The sequence below is a fragment of the Singulisphaera chitinilytica genome (assembly GCF_049331405.1).
Taxonomy (GTDB): Bacteria; Planctomycetota; Planctomycetia; order Isosphaerales; family Isosphaeraceae; genus PoT.
The window spans coordinates 225,555-243,887 of sequence record NZ_CP186274.1; the positions used below are offsets into that span (position 1 = coordinate 225,555).

Sequence of the window (18,333 nt, forward strand, 5' to 3'; positions counted from 1 at the left end):
CAGGGACGCGTCAGCCACGAAGAGAAAGCGCCGGGAAGGCGAAGCGGAAGCGGCTTCGCCTTCCCGACATTCATGGTTTCCGGATCAGAATCCGCCGCCTGCACCTGCTGCGGCAGGGGTCGCGGGGGGCGTGGCGGCCGGCGGGGCCGGCTTGGTCTCGGGCTGGGGCTTCCTCGGGAACTTCTCGTCGAGCATGGCGGTGTTATACACGAAGGCCGCCATGATGACCGACGCCTGCTTCATGTCGTCGGCCTGGAGCCGGTCGTAGACGTCCTGGTTCGAGTGGTGGGTCCTCGTGTCGTACTCGATCTCATCCTGGATGAACTGGAAGCCGGGCAGGCCGATCCCGTCGAACGAGAGGTGGTCGGTACCGCCGGTGTTGGAGATGGAGAGCGTTGCCGCGCCCATCTCGCGGAAGGGCTGGAGCCACTTGCGGAAGATCGGCCGGGCGGCCTCGTTCCCCTGGAGGTAGACCCCCCGGATCTTGCCCGAGCCGTTGTCGAGGTTGAAATAAGCCGAGAAGCCGTCGAACTCGGCCTTGGTCTGCTGGCTCGACTCGCTCGAGGCCTTGCCTTCCTCGGGGGTCGACGGCCGTGGGCCGCCCATGTCGGGGAGGCTCGGGGCTTTGCCGAAGTGCTGCGTGACGAAGGCCCGCGAGCCGTGCAGGCCTTGCTCCTCGCCGCTCCAGAGACCGATCCGGATCGTCCTGCGCGGCTTGAGGTCGAGGGTCTTGAGGATCCGGACCGCCTCCATGCTGACCGCCACGCCGGCCGCGTTGTCGGTCGCTCCCGTGCCGCTGTGCCAGGAGTCGAGGTGGCCTCCCAGCATCACGACCTGATCCTTGAGGTCTGTCCCGGGGATCTCGGCGACCGTGTTGTACGCCATCAAGTCATCGCCGTGGAACTCGACGCCGAGGTCGACCGAGACCTTGATCGACTCCCCTTGCTCGATCATGCGGACGAGTCGGTTGTAATGCTCGCTCGCCACGACGATTTGCGGGGGGATTTTGGGGACGTCCTTGTCCCAGGCCGAGATACGCTTGGCTCCGGGCTTGGGGGTTCCGCCGGGATTGGGCACCGACGCGGACGAGACGAAGAGGGTCCCGCCGTCGCCGTTCGTGCTCGGGTCGATCAGGAGAGCAGCCCCTTCATCAATCAGGAACTGGAGCCGCTTGCGGGCGAACTCCATCGCCCCGCCATTCGGCCGGGGCCTCGATGGCTCATCGCGGTTCTCGGCGGAGGCGGGCTGGCCGTTGGCGGGGGCGTTCGTCGCGTTCGGGGCTCCGGGCCCACCCTGATTCGCGGGCGGGCGTCGCCGCGTCCCGGGCTCGGGGGCGTCGGCCAGGTCAAGCAGTTCCTTGTCGGAGAGTCGAGTCGCCAGGGGTTCGAACCGGGCGGCGAGATTCCTCGGCCGGCTGGTCAGGACGATCGCCCCCTTCAGCTTGCCCTTGTGCTTGGCCAGGTCCGCCTCGTTCTGGGCGTTGAGGTACACAACCTGGGCGACGAGCGGGCCGTCGGTCCCCGGCGACCAGGCCTTGGAGAAGGCGATCAGCGGGATGCATTGCGGCTCGACGACCTGGGCCGAGAACCGCTTGAGGGTCCAGCCTCGCCCGAAGGGGCCCCACGACTCGAGGTGGGCATTCTCCAGGCCCCACTCGCCCAGCTTGCCCCGGGTCCACTCGTTCGCCCGCTTCATCCCCGGCGAACCCGTGAGCCTCGGGCCGATCACGTCGGTCAGGTAGCTCAGGGTCGTCATCACCTGCGAATGCTTGAGCCCCTCTTCCTTGATCCGATCGATCGGGTCACGCTCGCTCGGCTTGGCTTCCTTCTTCTCCTCGGGCTTGGATTCCTTCTTGGCCTCTTCGGGCTTGGGCTCTTCTTTCGGCTTTTCCTTATCTTTGTCCTTGGCCGGGGGCTCGACCGTGGCGGCCGGCTGCTGCGCATACGCGTGGCCGACGAGCGATAAGGACAACGGCAGGGACATGGTCAGCAATAAGGCCGCTGCCTTGGTCGCGAAAGGCTGGGGCATGGATGAAAAGGCTCCGCTCCGAAGTGAATCCCTGGCAAACACCGCGTCGTTCGTGTCTCGACCACCCAGGCTAGCGATAACCGGCCCGGGTCGGGCAAAACATTTCCAAAGATTACTCGCCCAGGATCGGTCCCGTCCAGAAGCCGTCCCGACAATTTATGACGATCCCTTGATGATTCAGGTCGCGCCAGGATCTGATCAAACGACGAATCGTCGCGCCCGGCCACGGGGAAGGGGGCGGATCGGGGAACGAAACTTGCCGGGATCTGGGAGTCGCCTGTTGTAATTTTGCACAGGGATACAATAATCCACTAAATGCCGACAAGATATGTCATGGGCGTCGCCGGGCTTGAGTCCCGATCGCCCTGCTTTTCTCGAAGTCGTAAGGAGCATCCGGCCATGAATGCCCTGTCCACTCTCTTGATAAGCCTGGCGATCGTAAATCAAGCCCCGAAAGCGAATTGGGAGAAGGTCGCGGTCATCAGGGTCGTCGCCTCCGACACCGTGATCGTCGACGCGGCCGACAACCCGATGCTCTGGGTGAGCCTGCTGGGGGTCGGGACGCCCGAAACTGACGACGCCCGGAAGGACGCACACCTCGCGGGCAAAGGGGATCCGAACCAACTCGAGTCGTGGCTCCCGCCGAGCACGGACGTCTGGATGGAGCGTCGAGGAGAACTCAATGGCCGGCCGCTCGTCATGCTCTACCGCCAGGACGATCTGTTCTGCCTGAACGCCCTGCTGGTCAGGTCGGGGGCCGCCTTCGTCCGGGAGCAGGTCGCGTTCCCCGAGTTCAGCAAGCTCGTGTCCCTGGAAACCGAGGCGAAGAGGCTGGGGCTCGGGCTCTGGGAAGGTCTCGAGCCTCCGCAGGCGATCAAGCCTCAGGTCGCGGTGAAGGAGGCGGTTGAGCCCAAGCCGGTTGAGGTCGCGAAAGCGGACGACGATTTGAATAATGACAAGGACGAGGTGGAGGACGTGTTCATCCCGCAAGAACGTGTCCAGGGGATGCGGAACCCGGTCCAGGTGTCCCCGAACGTCGTCTTGCCGGCCCAGGTTTGGGAAAACTACGTCTATCAGAACGCGGCCCGCACCCGGTGGAATATGCAGATGGGCGAGGTTCAGGCCAACTACCTCAACAGCGACACCGGCTACTACGGACCGATGCTGAATCCGAACTCGCGCAATGGCTACCCGGGGATGCTGAACCCTAGCTTCTCCACCGGCGCCAGGTATTATCCCGGTCCCTACGCGGGCATGTGGAACTACTTCACGGGCTATCCCTACGCCTACGGCTTACCTAACTACGGCGGCTATGGACCCTACGGCGGTGGCGCCGTGTACGGCTACTTCGTGCCCGTCAATCGGCCCGGCTGGTGACGTTCGGCTGAGGTCTTCCGCCCACCTGAAATCCTGCCAGGTCCGCGCGATCGAAGCGTCTACGCATCGCCCCGATGCTGTAGGGGCATCGATTTGCGTGGATCTTGGGTTAATCCGCCGAGAAACGACGCTAAAGTAAAGAGAGCCGATATCTGGAGGGATGAATCCATCGCCCCCGGCGGTTCGATAATTTGCCTCCCCGGCCGATTGGGGTTAGATTCGCCAGACGCATCCGGCCTCACCTTCCCGCAGACGCAACGCACGAAACCATCCAAGCGGCTTGGCTTGACCGAGCCAACGATCTCCATAAGGTCAGCGAGGATAAGATCGAGTGAAGCTGCGCAAACTTCTGTTCGGCACGCTGATCCTCACGGCCAGCTCCCTTGTCGGGGGAGAGGCCCCGGGCGCCGATGCCCTCGTGGCCGTCGCCAGCACATCCTCCTCGGCAGACAAGGCGCTCGCCGCCCGAGAGGCGACCGAAGGGTTTGCCAAAAACGCCGCGCCGTTCCTGGCCAAGCACTGCGTTTCCTGCCACGGGCCCAAGAAACAGAACGCCGACCTGACGCTCGACCGCAAGTTCGACGAGAAGACCATCCAGGAAGACCGGGAGATCTGGGAAAACGTTCTGGAGATGGTCCGTACCGGCGAGATGCCGCCGAAGGACAAGAAGCACGAGCGCCCTGATCCCGCCGAGGTCGAGCCCGCACTCCGGGCCATCGAGACGGCCCTGGCGCAGTTCGATTGCACCAATCTACGCAACCCGGGCCGCGTGACCATCCGCCGGCTCAACCGCGAAGAATACAACAACACGATCCGGGACCTCGTCGGCCTCGACTTCAAGCCGGCCGACGACTTCCCGAACGACGACATAGGCTACGGGTTCGACAACATCGGCGACGTCCTCTCGCTCTCCCCATTGTTGCTGGAGAAGTACCTCGCCGCCGCCGAGTCGATCATGGATAAGGCCATCGTCGTCGCCGAGCCGACGAAGCCTTCGAAGGCCCGCCTGGATGTGCGCTACAGCCCGAGGGTCGGGGAGAACCGGCGAGGCTTCGGCGACGTCCTCCACTCCCGAGGCGCATTCGGGTCCGAGACGTTCCTGGAAGAAGGCGATTACCTCGTCCAAGTCCAAGTCTTCGGCCAGCAGAAGGACGACGAGCCGGTCCGGGGGCAGATCCGGTTCGAGGGGGAGGTCATCAAGGAATTCGAGGTCCATGGCGATCGCCGCAACCCCGAGACCGTCGAGGTCAACGTGCGCGGCCGTGGGCGCACGGGGCATCTCAACGTCGCCTTCGTGAACCCATACAAGGATCCGGGCGTCGAGGGGCCCGAGAAGTATCGCCGCCTGCTCTTCATGCGCTCGATCTCGGTGGACGGGCCTTACAACCAGCCCCCGCCGGTCTTGCCGGAGACGCATCGACGGATCCTCGCCCATCGCGAAGGGCTCGCGCCGCGAGAGGGCGCACGGGAGATTATAGGCCGGTTCGCCACCAAAGCCTTCCGGCGCCCGGTCAAGCCCGAGGAAGTCGAGCGCCTGCTCGCCCTCTACGACCGCGCCACCAAGGAAGGCGAGAAGTTCGAAGGCTCCGTCCGGCTCGCCCTCCAGGGAGTTCTCGTCTGGCCGGCGTTTCTCTTCCGCGTCGAGTTCGACCCGGCCGGGGCCAAGCCCGGGAATGCGTACCCGGTCGACGAGTACGCCCTGGCCACGCGGCTCTCGTACTTCCTCTGGAGCAGCATGCCGGACGACGAGCTGATCGACCTGGCGGGCCAGGGGAAGCTGAGGCAGGAGCTAGATAAGCAGGTCAAGCGGATGCTCCTCGACCCGAAGTCGGCCGCCTTCGTCAGCAACTTCTCCGGCCAGTGGCTCACGACCCGCAAGCTCGCCTATGTCGTCCCGGATCCCAAGGAGTTCCCGGGCTTCAACGACGAGCTGCGCACGGCGATGGTCCGCGAGACCGAGCTCTTCTTCGAGGCGATCCTCCGCGAGAACCGCAGCATCCTCGACTTCCTCGACGCCGACTTCAGCTTCGTCAACGAGCCCCTCGCGAAGCTCTACGGCATCGACGGGGTCAAGGGCAAGGAGTTCCGCCGCGTCAGCCTGCCCCCCAACCGGGGCGGCATCCTGACGCAGGCGAGCGTGCTCACGCTGACGTCGAACCCGACGCGGACCTCTCCCGTCAAGCGAGGGAAGTGGGTGCTCGACCAGATTCTCGGCACGCCGCCCCCTCCGCCGCCCCCCGACGTGCCGACCCTCGACGAGGAAAAGCGGCTCAGCGGCTCCTTGCGCAAGGTGATGGAGCAGCATCGCGAGAACGCCCTCTGCGCCTCGTGCCACCGGCGAATGGACCCGATCGGCTTCGCGTTTGAGAACTACGACGCCGTGGGCGCCTGGCGCGAGAAGGACGGGGCGTTCTCGATCGACCCCGCGGGCGTCCTGCCCGATGGCCGCTCGTTCCAGGGGCCTTCCGAGCTGAAGACCCTGCTTCGGGCCGAGAAAGAGGGCTTCCGCCGATGCCTGGCCGAGAAGATGCTCACGTATGCCATGGGGCGCGGGCTCGAATATTATGATCGGTGCGCCGTCGACGCGATCCTCAAGGCCATGGATCAGGACGGCGACCGGATGACGACCTTGGTGGTCGAGGTGGTCAAGAGCGAACCCTTCCAGATGCGAACGGCGACGGGGGAAGAGCCATGACGAGCGACGGGCGGATCTCGAGGCGCACGATCCTGCGAGGCCTCGGCACGACGGTGGCCCTGCCGTTCCTGGACGCGATGACCCCGCGCGCCTTCGCGGCGGGCACCGGGGCGGCGGGAGCCGTTGCCAAGGCCGCGGCCCCGCGCCGGATGGCCTTCTTCTACGTCCCCAACGGCGCCAACATGGCCGACTGGACCCCCAAGGCCGAGGGCGCCGCGTTCGACCTGCCGGCGATCCTCGAGCCCTTGGCGTCGGTGCGCGAGGACCTGCTCGTCCTCACCGGCCTGGCCTGCGACAAGGCCAGGCCCAACGGCGACGGCGCGGGGGACCACGCCCGGGCCTCGTCCGCCTTCCTCACCGGCTGCCAGGCGCGGAAGACCTCGGGCGCCAACTTCCGCTCGGGCATCTCGGCGGACCAGGTCGCCGCCTCCCGCGTCGGTGAGCAGACGAGACTCCCCTCGCTCGAGTTGGGGATCGAGCGCTATCGGGGGAGCGGCAACTGCGACAGTGGCTACTCATGCGTCTATGAGCACACGATCTCCTGGCGATCGCCGACCTCGCCGCTGCCGACGGAGGTCGACCCCAAGCTCGTCTTCGACCGCCTCTTCGCGGATCGGCCCAACGACCCCGACCGCCTCAGGCGCAACCGGCTCCGGGCCAGCGTGCTCGACGCGGTCCTCGGCGAGGCCAAGAGCCTCGACCGTCGCCTCGGCGGCTCCGACCGTCAGAAGCTCGAGCAGTACCTGACCTGCGTCCGGGAGCTCGAACAGCGGATTGCCCGCGCCGAGAGCCTGCCCCCGGTCTCGCCGCCGAGCGGCACCTCGCGCCCGCAGAACGCGCCGGCGGACCTGAACGAGCACCTCCGCCTGATGTGCGACCTGATGGTCCTCGCCTTCCAGACGGACGTCACCCGGGTGATCTCGTGCATGTTCGGCCGCGAGGGGAGCGAGCAGAAGTATCGGATGGTCGGCGTGAACGAGGGGCACCACGAGCTCTCGCACCACCGGAACGACCCCGACAAGAAGGCCAAGATCCGCACGATCAACACCTATCACGTGCAGCAGTTCGCCTACTTCCTCGGCAAGCTGAAGTCGATCCCCGAAGGGGAAGGGACGCTGCTCGACAACTGCATGATCGCCTACGGCAGCGGCAACAGCGACGGCAACCGCCACAACCACGACGACCTGCCGATCCTCCTGGCGGGCAAGGGGGGCGGCACCCTCAAGACCGGCCGCCACGTCAAGTACGCCAGGAACACGCCCGTCAACAACCTCTGGCTCGCCATGCTCGAACGCATGGACGTCCGCGTCAAGGAACTCGGCGACAGCACCGGCGTGCTCCAGGACCTGGCCTGACGCCTTTCGCGAAGCAGCGGAAGATTTGAACGCTTGATAGCATCAAGACACGATCGTCCCGGATGGCCGCAGCTTGGCGGACATCCGGGACGATTCGTCGTTCCTCGGGGTCGACGCGAGGCTCAGGAGGGCAGGGCCTTCTCGACCCTGGACACGACCTTGAGCCGTTCCAGGTTCTGGTGGTACGTCTTCAAGGCCTCCTGATATGAGGCGGTGTTCTTGGTGCAGACGAGGGTCTGCGGCGAACCGCGACGGTCCGTGTGGCAGGTCAGGTCGCACTTCGTGTTGCGGATCTCGCTCTCGAGATGGTTGCGGATCTCCTGGCGAATCCTGAACGAATGCACGGACTCTTTCGGGTCCTTGAGGAAGAGCTTGAGCTCCGCGCAGTGCTCGCATTTGCATGTGACGGGCACTTTGCGGCGGAAGTCCTTCGGCTCCTCCGGCTCCTTGGACGTGAGGTCTTCGAGCTCTCTCCGGCACGAGGCGACCCAGTGCGTCAGCGCCTTGTCCGGCGTCTTGACGTTCTTCTTGAACCAGGGTTGGAGCGCCTCGAGCGCGGGGACGACGACGGTGCTCAGCGGGTAGACCTTGGGCGTCGCCAGCACGTGCTCGACGAAGTTCGAGAGCAAGGTTCCCTGGCCCGCGATAACCAGCGATTGGATCAGGCTGATGAGCGTCGCGGCGCGATCCTCCTTGCGAAATCCCCACTCTCCCGCCGCCCGCTTCTTATCGAGCGGCCCCAACGCCTCGACGAGTGCTTTCGCGAAGCTCGCGCAGGCCTCGGGCCAGCCCTCGCGCTTGCGGGGCTTCGCGTTGCAGAGCCGTTCCAGGAGCCCGACGTTGCGCGTGAGCGTGTCGTTGGTCGTCTGCTTGGCGACTTCGGCCAATTCGTCGCGAAACGTGCCCCACCCATACTGCTGGCAGAGGGCGAGCAGTGACTCAGCGGGCTCGATATCGCCGTCCTTCGCCACGACGTTCGCCAGGAATTTGCCGATCAGCTTGGGCTCGTCGATTGCGGCGAGCGCCGGCAGCATGTCCTTGTTGCCCTCGGCGACTTTCCGTTCGGGCTCGTAATAGGAGAATCGACGAGTCGCGGGGGTCCAGGTGTTGATGATCCTGGTCGCGAGTTTGACGCACTGCTTCTTGAGGGCATCGGCCTCCTTCGTCTTCGGGGTCGCGGCCTTCCAGCGCTTGACCAGCAGATCCAGGGCGGGGACGGCGTTACGCCCGCCTCGCTGGCAGATGATGTCGAAGTGCCGGGCCTCGGGCCAGATGATGATCGCCGCGTGCTGATACCAGCGTTCCAGGGTCATGCCCGCGTTGCCCGTGTACCCTTCGAACTCCTCCTTGCTCGGCTTGTGGCTCTTGAGGCTGGCGAGGCCGACGACTTCACCCCATTCCACGTCGAGCTCGCCGATCGGCAATGCCTCGCCATCGGGCAGGCGCCAGTGGTCCGCCGTCAGGCTGCGGTCGAAGATCTCCTCCATCTCGTACTCGCCCGGTTCCGGCTCTTCATAGTCCGTCCGGCGCCCGTAGCGAGAGCCGTAATAGCCCCCGTAATAATCCTCGGCCGAGCCCGATTCCCAGAGCGTCAACAATGCCAGGTAGGCCACGTTCCCCGACTTCTCCGCGGCCTGGAGGAGCACCTGGGCCTTCCCCCTGTCCAGGCCCTTGAGCGCGTCCCAGGCGAGGCCTTCCTGCGTGTACTGGTGGTCGAGCGTGACGGCCAATTTTTCGTGCTTGCTCTGCTTCTGCCACTCCTCGAGCAGGGCGGCCACCTTGTCGATGTGCCCCGACGGCCGAGGGGCCGAGATCCCTTCCTTCGCCCTGGATTTCGCCTTCGATAGGGGCTTCGCGAGCGTCAGGTTGTAGACGAGGCAGAGCCGATATCCCTTCCGGAGCGGCCTGACCTCATGCTCGCAGTCGGCATAGAATGCTGCGTACTGGATCTGAAACGCACTTTGATCCGATCCGAAGTCGATGACTTCTTCCTGCCCGTCGTGCCGGATGACGAGCTCGCCCCCCTCGTGCGGTGAGGGGAGCGCGATGACCAGCGTCGCGACCATCCGATCGAGCTTCTCGCCGTCGCGATGCGGCAGGAAGAAGCCGCCGGCCTCGTAGACGAGCAGGTCGTAGAGATGGCTCTCGAGCGCCTGCTTCTCCAGTCCCAACTTCTCCTGCACCAGTTCGACCGCGGCCCGGACGAGCCTCGGCCAGTCGGGGTTCTTCAGCCTGAAGCTCGCCGGATCCAGCTTCCAGACCCGTCGCACCTTCGTGTCGACGATGGTCTCCTCACCCTTGCCGTAGGGGGCCTGCTTGCAGTGCTTGATCAGCTCCTTGGCCTGCTTCGCCGTCAAGGGGAGGCCGACGGGCCCGAGGCCCTCGACCTCGAGCCCCGGCAGGACGGCGGGGAGGCTGCCGCTGGCGCAATAATTCCCGGGGCGGTCGACCTTGCGGAGGGCGGCGTCGATCTCGGATTTGAGCTCGGCCTGCTCGTCGCTTCCCTCGAGTTCCTCGAGGTCATCGGCCTCGTCGTCATCGTAGTCATCACGCCAGCGCGCCATCGAATGGTCCCTCCGCAACCCAGGGTGTCTACCTCAAGGATACCCCGAGCCCGCTCGCGGCCACAGGGTTAGCAGACCTTTCGCCCGGCCTCGGTGACGGGCTGTTCCGATGCGGTTACGGCTGCGGGCGCGGGGCTCGCGGCGTCGAGCTTCACGAGGACCCGGTTGAGGTCATCGAGGAGCATATCCGCCATGTCCCGGCTGAAGTGCTCGCGGACGACCACGCGTAGCAGGGAGACCCCCTCGAGATTCCCGGGCATGTGATAGGCCGGGACGATCCAGCCATTGCTGCGGAGGGCGTCGGAGATGTCATACACGGTGTACGACTTCGACTCGGCGAGCCGGAAGGCGACGACCGGGAGGGACTTCCCGTCGCTGAGCAGGGCGAAGTGGCCGGTCTCTTCGAGCTTCGACGCCAGGTAGTCGGCCGTCGAGCGGAGGTTCTTCATGATCCGCGAGTACCCCTCGCGGCCGAGGCGGAGGAAGTTGTAATACTGCGCGATGACCTGGCTGGCCCCCTTGGAGAAGTTGAGGTTGAAGGTCGCCTCGTCGCCGCCGAGGTAGCTGACGTGGAAGATCAGGTCCTCGGGCAGGTCCGCCCGGTCGCGCCAGACGACCCAGCCGATCCCGGGATAGACCAACCCATACTTGTGCCCCGAAACATTGATCGACTTCACCAGCGGGAGCCGGAAATCCCAGCGCAGGTGGGGCTGGAGGAAGGGGGCGACGAACCCGCCGCTGGCCGCGTCGACGTGGATCGGCACCTCCCAGCCGTTCCGGGCGTTGATCTCCTCGAGTGTCCCGTGGATGGCCTCGATCGGCTCGTACTCGCCCGTGTACGTGCTACCGAGGATCGCGACGACGGCGATGGTGTTCTCGTCGACCTGGCCGAGCCCCTCGGCGTCGAGCCCGGTGCGGCCTTCCTCCACCGGCACATAACGCGGCTCGACGTCGAAGTAGCGTGCGAACTTCTCCCAGACGACCTGGACGGTCGCCGACATCACGATATTAGGTTGATCGGTCGATTTCCCCTCGGCCTTCCGGCGCTGACGCCAGCGCCACTTGGCCGCGAGGCCGGCGAGCATGATCGCCTCCGACGACCCCACCGTGCTCGTCCCGACCGCCTTCCCCTCGCTCGGCGCATGATAGAGATGCGCGATCATGTTCACGCAGCGTTCCTGGATCGCCGTCGTCCGGGGATACTCGTCCTGATCCACATAGTTTTTGTTCAACGACTCGAGGATGAGTTTCTCGGCCTCGGGTTCCATCCAGGTTGTGACGAACGAGGCGAGGTTGAGCGCGGCGTTGCCGTCGAGGTTCAGCTCGTCCCGGCAGATCTGATGGGCCGCCTCGGCCGGCATCGCGTTCTCGGGCAACTCGAACTTCGGCACCGGCTCGGCGAAGTAGCGCGAGCCGTACGTCGGGACGTGATACTGCCGGTTCGCGTCGTCCGACTTGTGATGGTGTCGCTGCTTTGAGAGCATCGTGGGCCGTTTCCCTGCGCAGGTTCCAATCGCCTTGACCCCGGTCGCCGCGCGACGACGGGCCAACCTCGTCCTGTCCATGTCTGTGGACGACCGCCACCGATCATACCGGATGAGTCGCGGCCCCGAGTGACTCAGGCGGGTAGATGCAGCGGGACGACGCCCTTAATGATGTTGTTCAACGAAGAGAGGTGCTGCCTCGGCATCTTCCCCCGCGATCATAACGATTGTCGATGTTAGGTTGCCGGGACATGAACTCTTGACATGGAAACCGGAAACTCTTAGTTTGGTTTCTAGGGTTTCCACTCCGGAACTGGCGGGGGTTCGACGGCCCGGCCGGTTGGTGGTAGGAATGGCGGCACATATCCTGGGGCGTTCAACTCAAGATCCTCCGCCTCTTTCCGCAGGTCAGGGGCGATAGAGACCTCGAGGTCAGCAACTCCCGGGTGCGAACCTCGGGACAACGGGTCAGGAGGCGTCAGGCATGCGCGAAGAGACGACGTTGCGTGATGTCTTGATCGTCGGGGCGGGGCCCACGGGGCTCTCACTGGCGATCACCTGCCGGCGGTTCGGCTTGGAGGCGCGCGTGATCGATCGCGCGCCGAAGGTCAGCGAGGTGTCGAAGGCGCTGGCGGTCTGGAGCGGGAGCCTCGAGGCCTTCGACGCGATGGGGATCATCGGCGCCTTCCTCGCCGAGGGCGTGCGGATGCGGGGAGTGAGGTTCGGCGACGGCAAGCATCAACTCACCGACCTGGAGATGGGGGACGGCATCGACAGCCCTTATCCGTTCCCGATCCTCTTGCCGCAGTCGGATACCGAGCGACTGCTCCACGACCGGCTGGTCGAGCTCGGCGGCGAGGTCGAGCGCGACGTTGAATTGACCGCGATCGAGCAGGATGGGGACGGCGTCACCGCCACTTTGAAGATGCCCGAGGGGCGCGAGGAGCGCAGCCGATTCGCCTTCGTCGTCGGCTGCGACGGTGCGCGGAGCGTGGTCCGGCATCAGCTCCAGGTCCCGTTCGAAGGGTACACCGAGGAGAGGACGTTCGTCCTCTGCGACGCCAAACTCCAGGGGGATCTCGATCCCACGCATATTCACGTCTGGTGGCATGGCGGGGGCTCGGTCGCTCTCTTTCCGATCCGCGACGGCATCTGGCGTGTCTTCAGCCTGCGCGAGGCGGAGGCGGGGGACGAGACGCCGACGCTCGAGGAGATGCAACATTTCCTCGACGCCCACGGCCCCGAAAACTTACGGCTGATCGACCCGACCTGGCTCTCGGCCTTCCGGATCAACGAGCGGCTCGCGGCTCACTATCGCGTCGGCCGCTGCTTCCTGGCGGGCGACGCCGCGCACGTCCACAGCCCCGCGGGCGGGCAGGGGATGAACACCGGGATCCAGGATGGGGTGAACCTCGGCTGGAAGCTCGCCCAAGTCCTGCAAGGGGTCGGCGAGCCCGACCTGCTGCTCGACAGCTACGAGGCCGAGCGTCGCCCCGTGGCCCGCGAGGTGGTCGAGGGGGCGGGGCAGATGCTGCACGTCGCCTTCGGCAACAACCCGCTCTTGCGCATCGCCAAGGATGTACTCATCCCGATCCTCTCGCACGTCCCCGCGCTCAAGCGCAAGCTCCAGGTGCGACTCTCCGAGACCGCCATCGTCTATCACGACGGCCCGCTCGTGCAGTTGGGAGGGGTTCCCCATGCCCACGCCGCCCGGGGCGAGGCCGGGACCCGGGCCCTCGACGCGGCGCTCCGAGACCCCGCCACCGGCCGGGACCAACGCCTCTGGAGTATCCTCGCCGGGGCGCATCACACCTTGCTCCTCTTCGGCGACGGTGCGAGCCTCGCGGACGCCGCTCGGATCGCCGCGACCGCCGGCGATCGGCTCAAGACGTTCACCATCGATTCGAGCAATGACCCCGACGGCCACGTCCGCAAACGCTACGGCATCGAGAACCCCGGCTGGATCCTCGTGCGTCCGGATCAGGTGATCGCCGCCAGGGGCGAGGCCGATGACACCGCCCGGCTCGAAGCCTACGTCGCACGCGTACTGCTGGCCTCGGCCTCGTGAATCAGGATCCGTTCGAGGCCGATGACTCGCCGGCCGGCCGGATCCTCCGGGCCGCGCGACGCTTGTTGTTCGAGTCGAGCTACAGCGGCCTGACGATGGAGGCGCTGGCCCACGAGATCGGCATGAGCAAGAAGACGATCTACGCCCATTTCGCGTCCAAAGATGCCATCATCGAGGCCATCCTCGACCGCACCGGCGCGATGATCCTTGAGGAGGCCGACGCCTTGCTGCGCGACCCGGAACTCGGGTTCACGCGGAAGCTCCGCGGGGTCCTGGAGACGATCGGCACGCATCTCGGGCGGATGTCGCCCGCCTTCCTCCGCGACCTCGAGCGGTTCGCCCCCCGGCACGCTCGACGGATCGACGAGCTCCGTGGCCGGAACGTCCCGCGCGTCTTCGGCGCCGTGCTCCGGCTCGGCGTCGAGGAGGGGATGATCCGCCCCGACGTCGACCTTGCCTTCGCCGTCGAGTTCTGGATCCAGGCCCTCAACGGCCTGATGCACCCCGACTCCCTCGCCCGCACGGGCTTGTTGCCGCGTCTGGTGCTCGAGAAGGCGATGGAGCTCTTCTTCCTCGGCCTGCTGACCCAGGAAGGACGCGACGACTTCTCCCGGGGCGATCCCTCGGCCTGATTCACCGGCCACGCGCCCACCTCGCGGCAGGTTGGCTTTGACAAGGGAGTCGCTCGTCCTCGAAGATCGTGTCGAGCGGCGCGCGGAGGCGTCGGAGCGGGTTCGCCGGAATGGCCGGGCGGACCCTCGACGCGGGCGATCGGCCGAGCTGGTTTTCAAATTATGCCCATCTATGTCGATGCCGACGCGTGCCCGGTCAAGGAAGAGATCTACAAGGTCGCCCGCCGATACTCGCTCAAGATCTTCGTCGTCTCGAACTCGTCGATCCGGGTTCCGCCCGACGAGATCATCGAGGCCGTCGTGGTCAAGGGCGGGTTCGACGTCGCCGACGACTGGATCGCCGAGCGGATCGGGCCCGGGGACATCGCCATCACGTCCGACATCCCGCTCGCCGGCCGCTGCCTGGAGCGAGGGGCCCGCGTCCTCGGCCCGAAGGGGGTCGAGTTCCATGAGGACTCGATCGGCAACGCCCTCGCGACCAGGGCCCTCCTGGAAATGCTGAGGCAGTCGGGCGAGTTCGGCGGCGGGCCGTCCCCTTTCGTCAAGGCGGACCGCTCGAAGTTCCTCGCGAAGCTCGACGAACTGATCCATGCCGTGCGGCGGGCCTCGAAGCAGTGAGCCGCCTCAACGTCGCCGGCTCGCGTTCCTATCAAACTCTTGCGAAGGAAGATCCCGATGCGTCGATTTGCCGCGGCTGCCCTGACCCTGGCCTTCGGCTTCGGCTGGCTCGCCACGAACGCTAACGCCGACGAGCGCCTGGCGGGGATTGCCTGCCGGTCGGTCCACCTCCAGTTCCCGGCTCCCCAGGGGACTGTCTTCGCCAACGAGGTCACGGTCGAGCGCTCGGCCCCGGGGACGTATTTCTGCGTCTGCGGCTTCAATCACGGGTATTTCGGGCTCCAGGAGCTGGCCGACGGCAAGAAGCTGATCATCTTCTCGGTCTGGGATCCCGGCAAGCAGGACGACCCGAGCGTGGTGAAGGAGGAGAGCCGCGTCAAGCTCGTCTACAAGGACGACGCCGTGCGCGTCGGCCGGTTCGGCAACGAGGGGACGGGGGGCCAGTCGTTCCTCGACTTCGACTGGCGCGAGGGGGTCCCTTATCGGTTCATGGTCAAGTCGGAGGTCGAAGGGAACAGGACGCTCTTCACCGCCTACTTCCTCCCTCCCGAGGCCAAGGCCTGGCGCAAGCTCGTGACCTTCTCGACCATCACCGGGGGCGACTCGCTGTCCGGCTACTACTCCTTCGTCGAGGACTTCCAGCGCAACAAGGTCTCGGCCACGAAGACCCGCCGCGCCCGCTTCGGTGAGGGCTGGGTCCGCGGCAAGGACGCCCGCTGGGTCGCCCTCAACCGCGCGAAGTTCACCGCCGACAAGAACCCGGCCCTCAACATCGACGCCGGCCTCGACGCCGGCCGCTTCTTCCTCGCGACCGGCGGCGAGATCGCGAATGAGCACGTCAAGCTCGGCGAGAGCGTCGACCTCGCCCCCGCGGGGCTCCCCGAGGCTCCCTGACCCGAGCAACGACCGCGTCACGATCCAGTAGGGCCCGAGTCGGGTCGCCGCCGGCGAGCGGTGGACCCGGCCCGGGCCTTTTTCGTTCGAGAGGCTCCGCGTGCGGAAGCCGGAAATCGGGCCGATCGGGACGCAGTGTGAGTGCTACTCACATAACCGAGGCGGTCGCCTTGCCGACGGGGCGTCGTCACACCATGATGTCATTGACGGGCGGGAATCCATGCGAGGATGAGTTGTCATGAACATCCTCTCGGGCTTCGCGCCGGTCGGGCTCGGTGGTGCCTTGAGGAGGGTCGGCGATGTTCGCGAGCCTTTTGCTAGGGATCGGCATGACCGCCTTCGCGGCGGATACAGCCCCTTCGGCCGAGGCCCAGGAGGCCTACACTTCGGCGAAGGCCGCCGCGGGCCGCGACTCCGACTCCCAGGTGAAGCTGGCCCTCTGGTGCGAGGCCCACGGCCTGGCTGCCGAGCGCCTGAAGCACCTGGCGCTCGCGGTGCTCCTGAACCCCAAGGACGCCAGGGCGAGGGCCCTGATGGGCCTGGTCGCCTTCAACGGGCGCTGGGCGGCCCCGGACGCATTGAGCCGCCAGGTCGAGTCGGACGAGGCGATGGGGCGGAACCTCGCCGAGTACAACGCGCGGCGGGCGAAGACCCCGCACACGGCGGCCGCCCACTGGCAGTTGGCCCTCTGGTGCGAGGAGAACGGCCTGAAACCCGAGGCGATCGCCCACCTGACGACGGTCGTGCGACTGGATCCGAAGCGAGACGCGGCCTGGAAACGCCTCGGCTACAGGCGAGAGAGGGTGCGCTGGGTCACGGAGGCCCAGATCGAGGCCGCCCGGGCCGAGCTCGAGGAACAGAAGCGGGCCACGCAGCGCTGGCGGAAGGAGCTCTCGGTCCTGAGCACCAGGCTCGAGTCGCCCAGGACGAAGACTGAGGCCCTCAAGGGCCTCGCCGAGGTGAACGACCCCCGCGCCGTGCCGGCGATCTGGTCCACGTTCGTCGCCAACCGGAAGCCGAGATTGGCGCTCGCCGCGCAGTTGCTCGGCCAGGTCGATTCGCCGCTGGCGTCGCGGTCGCTCGTCTACCTGGGGCTCTCCACCTCGTCGGGCGAGGTCCGCCGCCTCGTCTCCGAGACCTTGAAGCGGCGCGACCCCTGCGAATACGCGGGCATCGCGATCGCCCTGATCCGCGACCCGATCAAGTACGAGGTCAAGGACGTCGAGGGGCCGGGCTCCCCGGGCACGCTCTTCGTCTCGGGGAAGAAGGTCGACTACAAGCGCCAGTACACCCCGGCGACGCTCCCGAACATCCCGCCCATGCCGACGGATTCGATCTATTACGACGACAACGGCCTGCCGGTCATCAATCGAATGACGGGCATCTTTGAGGAAATGGCAAGCCTCTCAGTCGCCGGATTGCCCACGAAGGAAACGATCCATCAAGACCTCCTCCGGGCGCAAAGAGACATACTGGCGCCCTCGGGCGAGGCGGGGAAAGCCTTCGGTCAGTTCTTCATCGATCATCCTCCGAGCGTCTCTCAATGGGTGGGAATCCAATCGCCATACGCCGCAAGAGCGATCGATACGTTAACGAATACGAAGGAGCCAGGTCGAGTATTCGGGAGTTCGGGATATGAAAATGTGGTCGGGACCTACGCCACTTCAGTCCAGATCCCCGTAGGCCAGATGGCCCTCGAGGCGCAGAGGTCGGTGATGGTCGCGGAGCAGCGATTGCGGGAGGACGTCGCCTCGCTCGAGAGCACGAACGCCGACATCGACCGCTCGAACAAGAACGTGCTCGAGCTCCTGACGAATTCGACCGGCGAGGACTTCGGCCCGAATCAGAAGGGCTGGGATAAGTGGTTCGCCGACCAGCAAGGGTATGCTTTCACTTCGAACGAAAGCGATACGCGTCCGGTGTTCTTCGAGGAGGTGACCTCCGAGGCCCAGCCCGTCGCGGTGACGAGCTCGACGGAGCTGGTTGGGCTCCGCGTTCACGCCTGCTTCGCGGCCGGTACGGAGGTGGCGACGATGACGGGGCGACGCCCCATCGAGTCGCTGAGGGCGGGGGATCGGGTGCTGACCTGGGACACGGCCACGGGCGCGCTGGGGCTCCAGCCGATCCTGACGGTCTTCCACAACCCGCCGAGCAAGACACTCCGGCTCGAATTCGAGGACGACGCCATCGTCACGACCCCCTGGCACCGCTTCTGGATCGCGGGCAAGGGGTGGGTCGTCGCCAGGGACCTGAAGGCGGGGGACGTGGTGCGGACCCTCGCGCGGGCGTCCAGGATCGTCTCGATCTCCCCCGCGGAAACCCAGCTCGTCTACAACCTGGAGGTCGCCCAGGACCACGACTACCTCGTCGGCGAGCGAGGTGCCCTCGTTCACGATAATAGCTTCTTTATGACGGCCGGTGCCCCCTTCGATGGCACGATGGAGGTGAGCAACGCGCCAAAACGACCCTAACTCGATTTCAATAACTAGTGAAATATTGATCCGATAGTTAAATAAAATATCATTAGATTTAATTAATTGAATAAGTCTTCGCCCACGAGATGGGCACCGCCCGCCCCCTCAACCCATGGAGGCCGGTTGGCGGTGCCCATTCTTTTC

The 18,333-nt window shown here is 65.8% G+C and carries 11 protein-coding genes; 8 read left to right on the forward strand and 3 right to left on the reverse strand.

All coding sequences use genetic code 11. From position 1 onward, the window contains the following. Positions 1-84: 84 nt before the first annotated feature. Positions 85-2,028: a M20/M25/M40 family metallo-hydrolase gene (locus tag ACOYYX_RS00795; protein WP_422928034.1), complete on the reverse strand. Its 1,944-nt coding sequence runs from the start codon at positions 2,026-2,028 to the stop codon at positions 85-87. 399 nt (positions 2,029-2,427) lie between these two features. Between ACOYYX_RS00795 and ACOYYX_RS00800 the strand changes: the two genes are divergently transcribed. The 3 genes from ACOYYX_RS00800 (at position 2,428) to ACOYYX_RS00810 (ending at position 7,455) form a co-directional block, all read left to right on the forward strand. Next, entirely contained in the window at positions 2,428-3,405 is a 978-nt protein-coding gene (locus ACOYYX_RS00800; RefSeq protein ID WP_422928035.1) for a thermonuclease family protein, read from the forward strand. Between the two features lie 331 nt (positions 3,406-3,736). Further along, positions 3,737-6,100 (forward strand): DUF1592 domain-containing protein, encoded by a 2,364-nt coding sequence (locus ACOYYX_RS00805; protein WP_422928036.1) that lies wholly within the window; start codon positions 3,737-3,739, stop codon positions 6,098-6,100. Continuing rightward, positions 6,097-7,455: a DUF1552 domain-containing protein gene (locus ACOYYX_RS00810; protein ID WP_422928037.1), complete on the forward strand. Its 1,359-nt coding sequence runs from the start codon at positions 6,097-6,099 to the stop codon at positions 7,453-7,455. Before ACOYYX_RS00805 ends, ACOYYX_RS00810 begins: the two co-directional genes overlap by 4 nt. 122 nt (positions 7,456-7,577) lie before the next feature. On the opposite strand, the gene ACOYYX_RS00815 is transcribed toward ACOYYX_RS00810, so the two are convergent. Both ACOYYX_RS00815 and ACOYYX_RS00820 read right to left on the reverse strand, forming a co-directional pair. Continuing rightward, on the reverse strand, positions 7,578-10,019 hold the full coding sequence (locus tag ACOYYX_RS00815; RefSeq protein WP_422928038.1) for a 2OG-Fe(II) oxygenase: 2,442 nt from the start codon (positions 10,017-10,019) through the stop codon (positions 7,578-7,580). A gap of 68 nt (positions 10,020-10,087) precedes the next feature. Next, positions 10,088-11,503, reverse strand: a complete 1,416-nt coding sequence (locus tag ACOYYX_RS00820; protein WP_422928039.1) for a glutamate decarboxylase — start codon at positions 11,501-11,503, stop codon at positions 10,088-10,090. Positions 11,504-11,987: 484 nt separating this feature from the next. Between ACOYYX_RS00820 and ACOYYX_RS00825 the strand changes: the two genes are divergently transcribed. The 5 genes from ACOYYX_RS00825 (at position 11,988) to ACOYYX_RS00845 (ending at position 18,186) form a co-directional block, all read left to right on the forward strand. Further along, entirely contained in the window at positions 11,988-13,571 is a 1,584-nt protein-coding gene (locus ACOYYX_RS00825; RefSeq protein ID WP_422928040.1) for an FAD-dependent monooxygenase, read from the forward strand. Next, a complete protein-coding gene (locus ACOYYX_RS00830; RefSeq protein WP_422928041.1) occupies positions 13,568-14,203 on the forward strand; it encodes a TetR/AcrR family transcriptional regulator in 636 nt (211 codons plus the stop codon). The genes ACOYYX_RS00825 and ACOYYX_RS00830 overlap by 4 nt, the downstream gene beginning before the upstream one ends. Before the next feature lie 159 nt (positions 14,204-14,362). Then, the gene (locus ACOYYX_RS00835; protein WP_422931572.1) at positions 14,363-14,821 is read left to right on the forward strand and encodes a YaiI/YqxD family protein; all 459 of its coding nucleotides are present in this window, start codon (positions 14,363-14,365) and stop codon (positions 14,819-14,821) included. A gap of 57 nt (positions 14,822-14,878) precedes the next feature. Beyond that, positions 14,879-15,715 (forward strand): DUF3472 domain-containing protein, encoded by an 837-nt coding sequence (locus ACOYYX_RS00840; RefSeq protein ID WP_422928042.1) that lies wholly within the window; start codon positions 14,879-14,881, stop codon positions 15,713-15,715. 299 nt (positions 15,716-16,014) lie between these two features. Continuing rightward, the gene (locus ACOYYX_RS00845) at positions 16,015-18,186 is read left to right on the forward strand and encodes a polymorphic toxin-type HINT domain-containing protein (RefSeq protein ID WP_422928043.1); all 2,172 of its coding nucleotides are present in this window, start codon (positions 16,015-16,017) and stop codon (positions 18,184-18,186) included. The last annotated feature ends 147 nt before the right edge of the window (positions 18,187-18,333 follow it).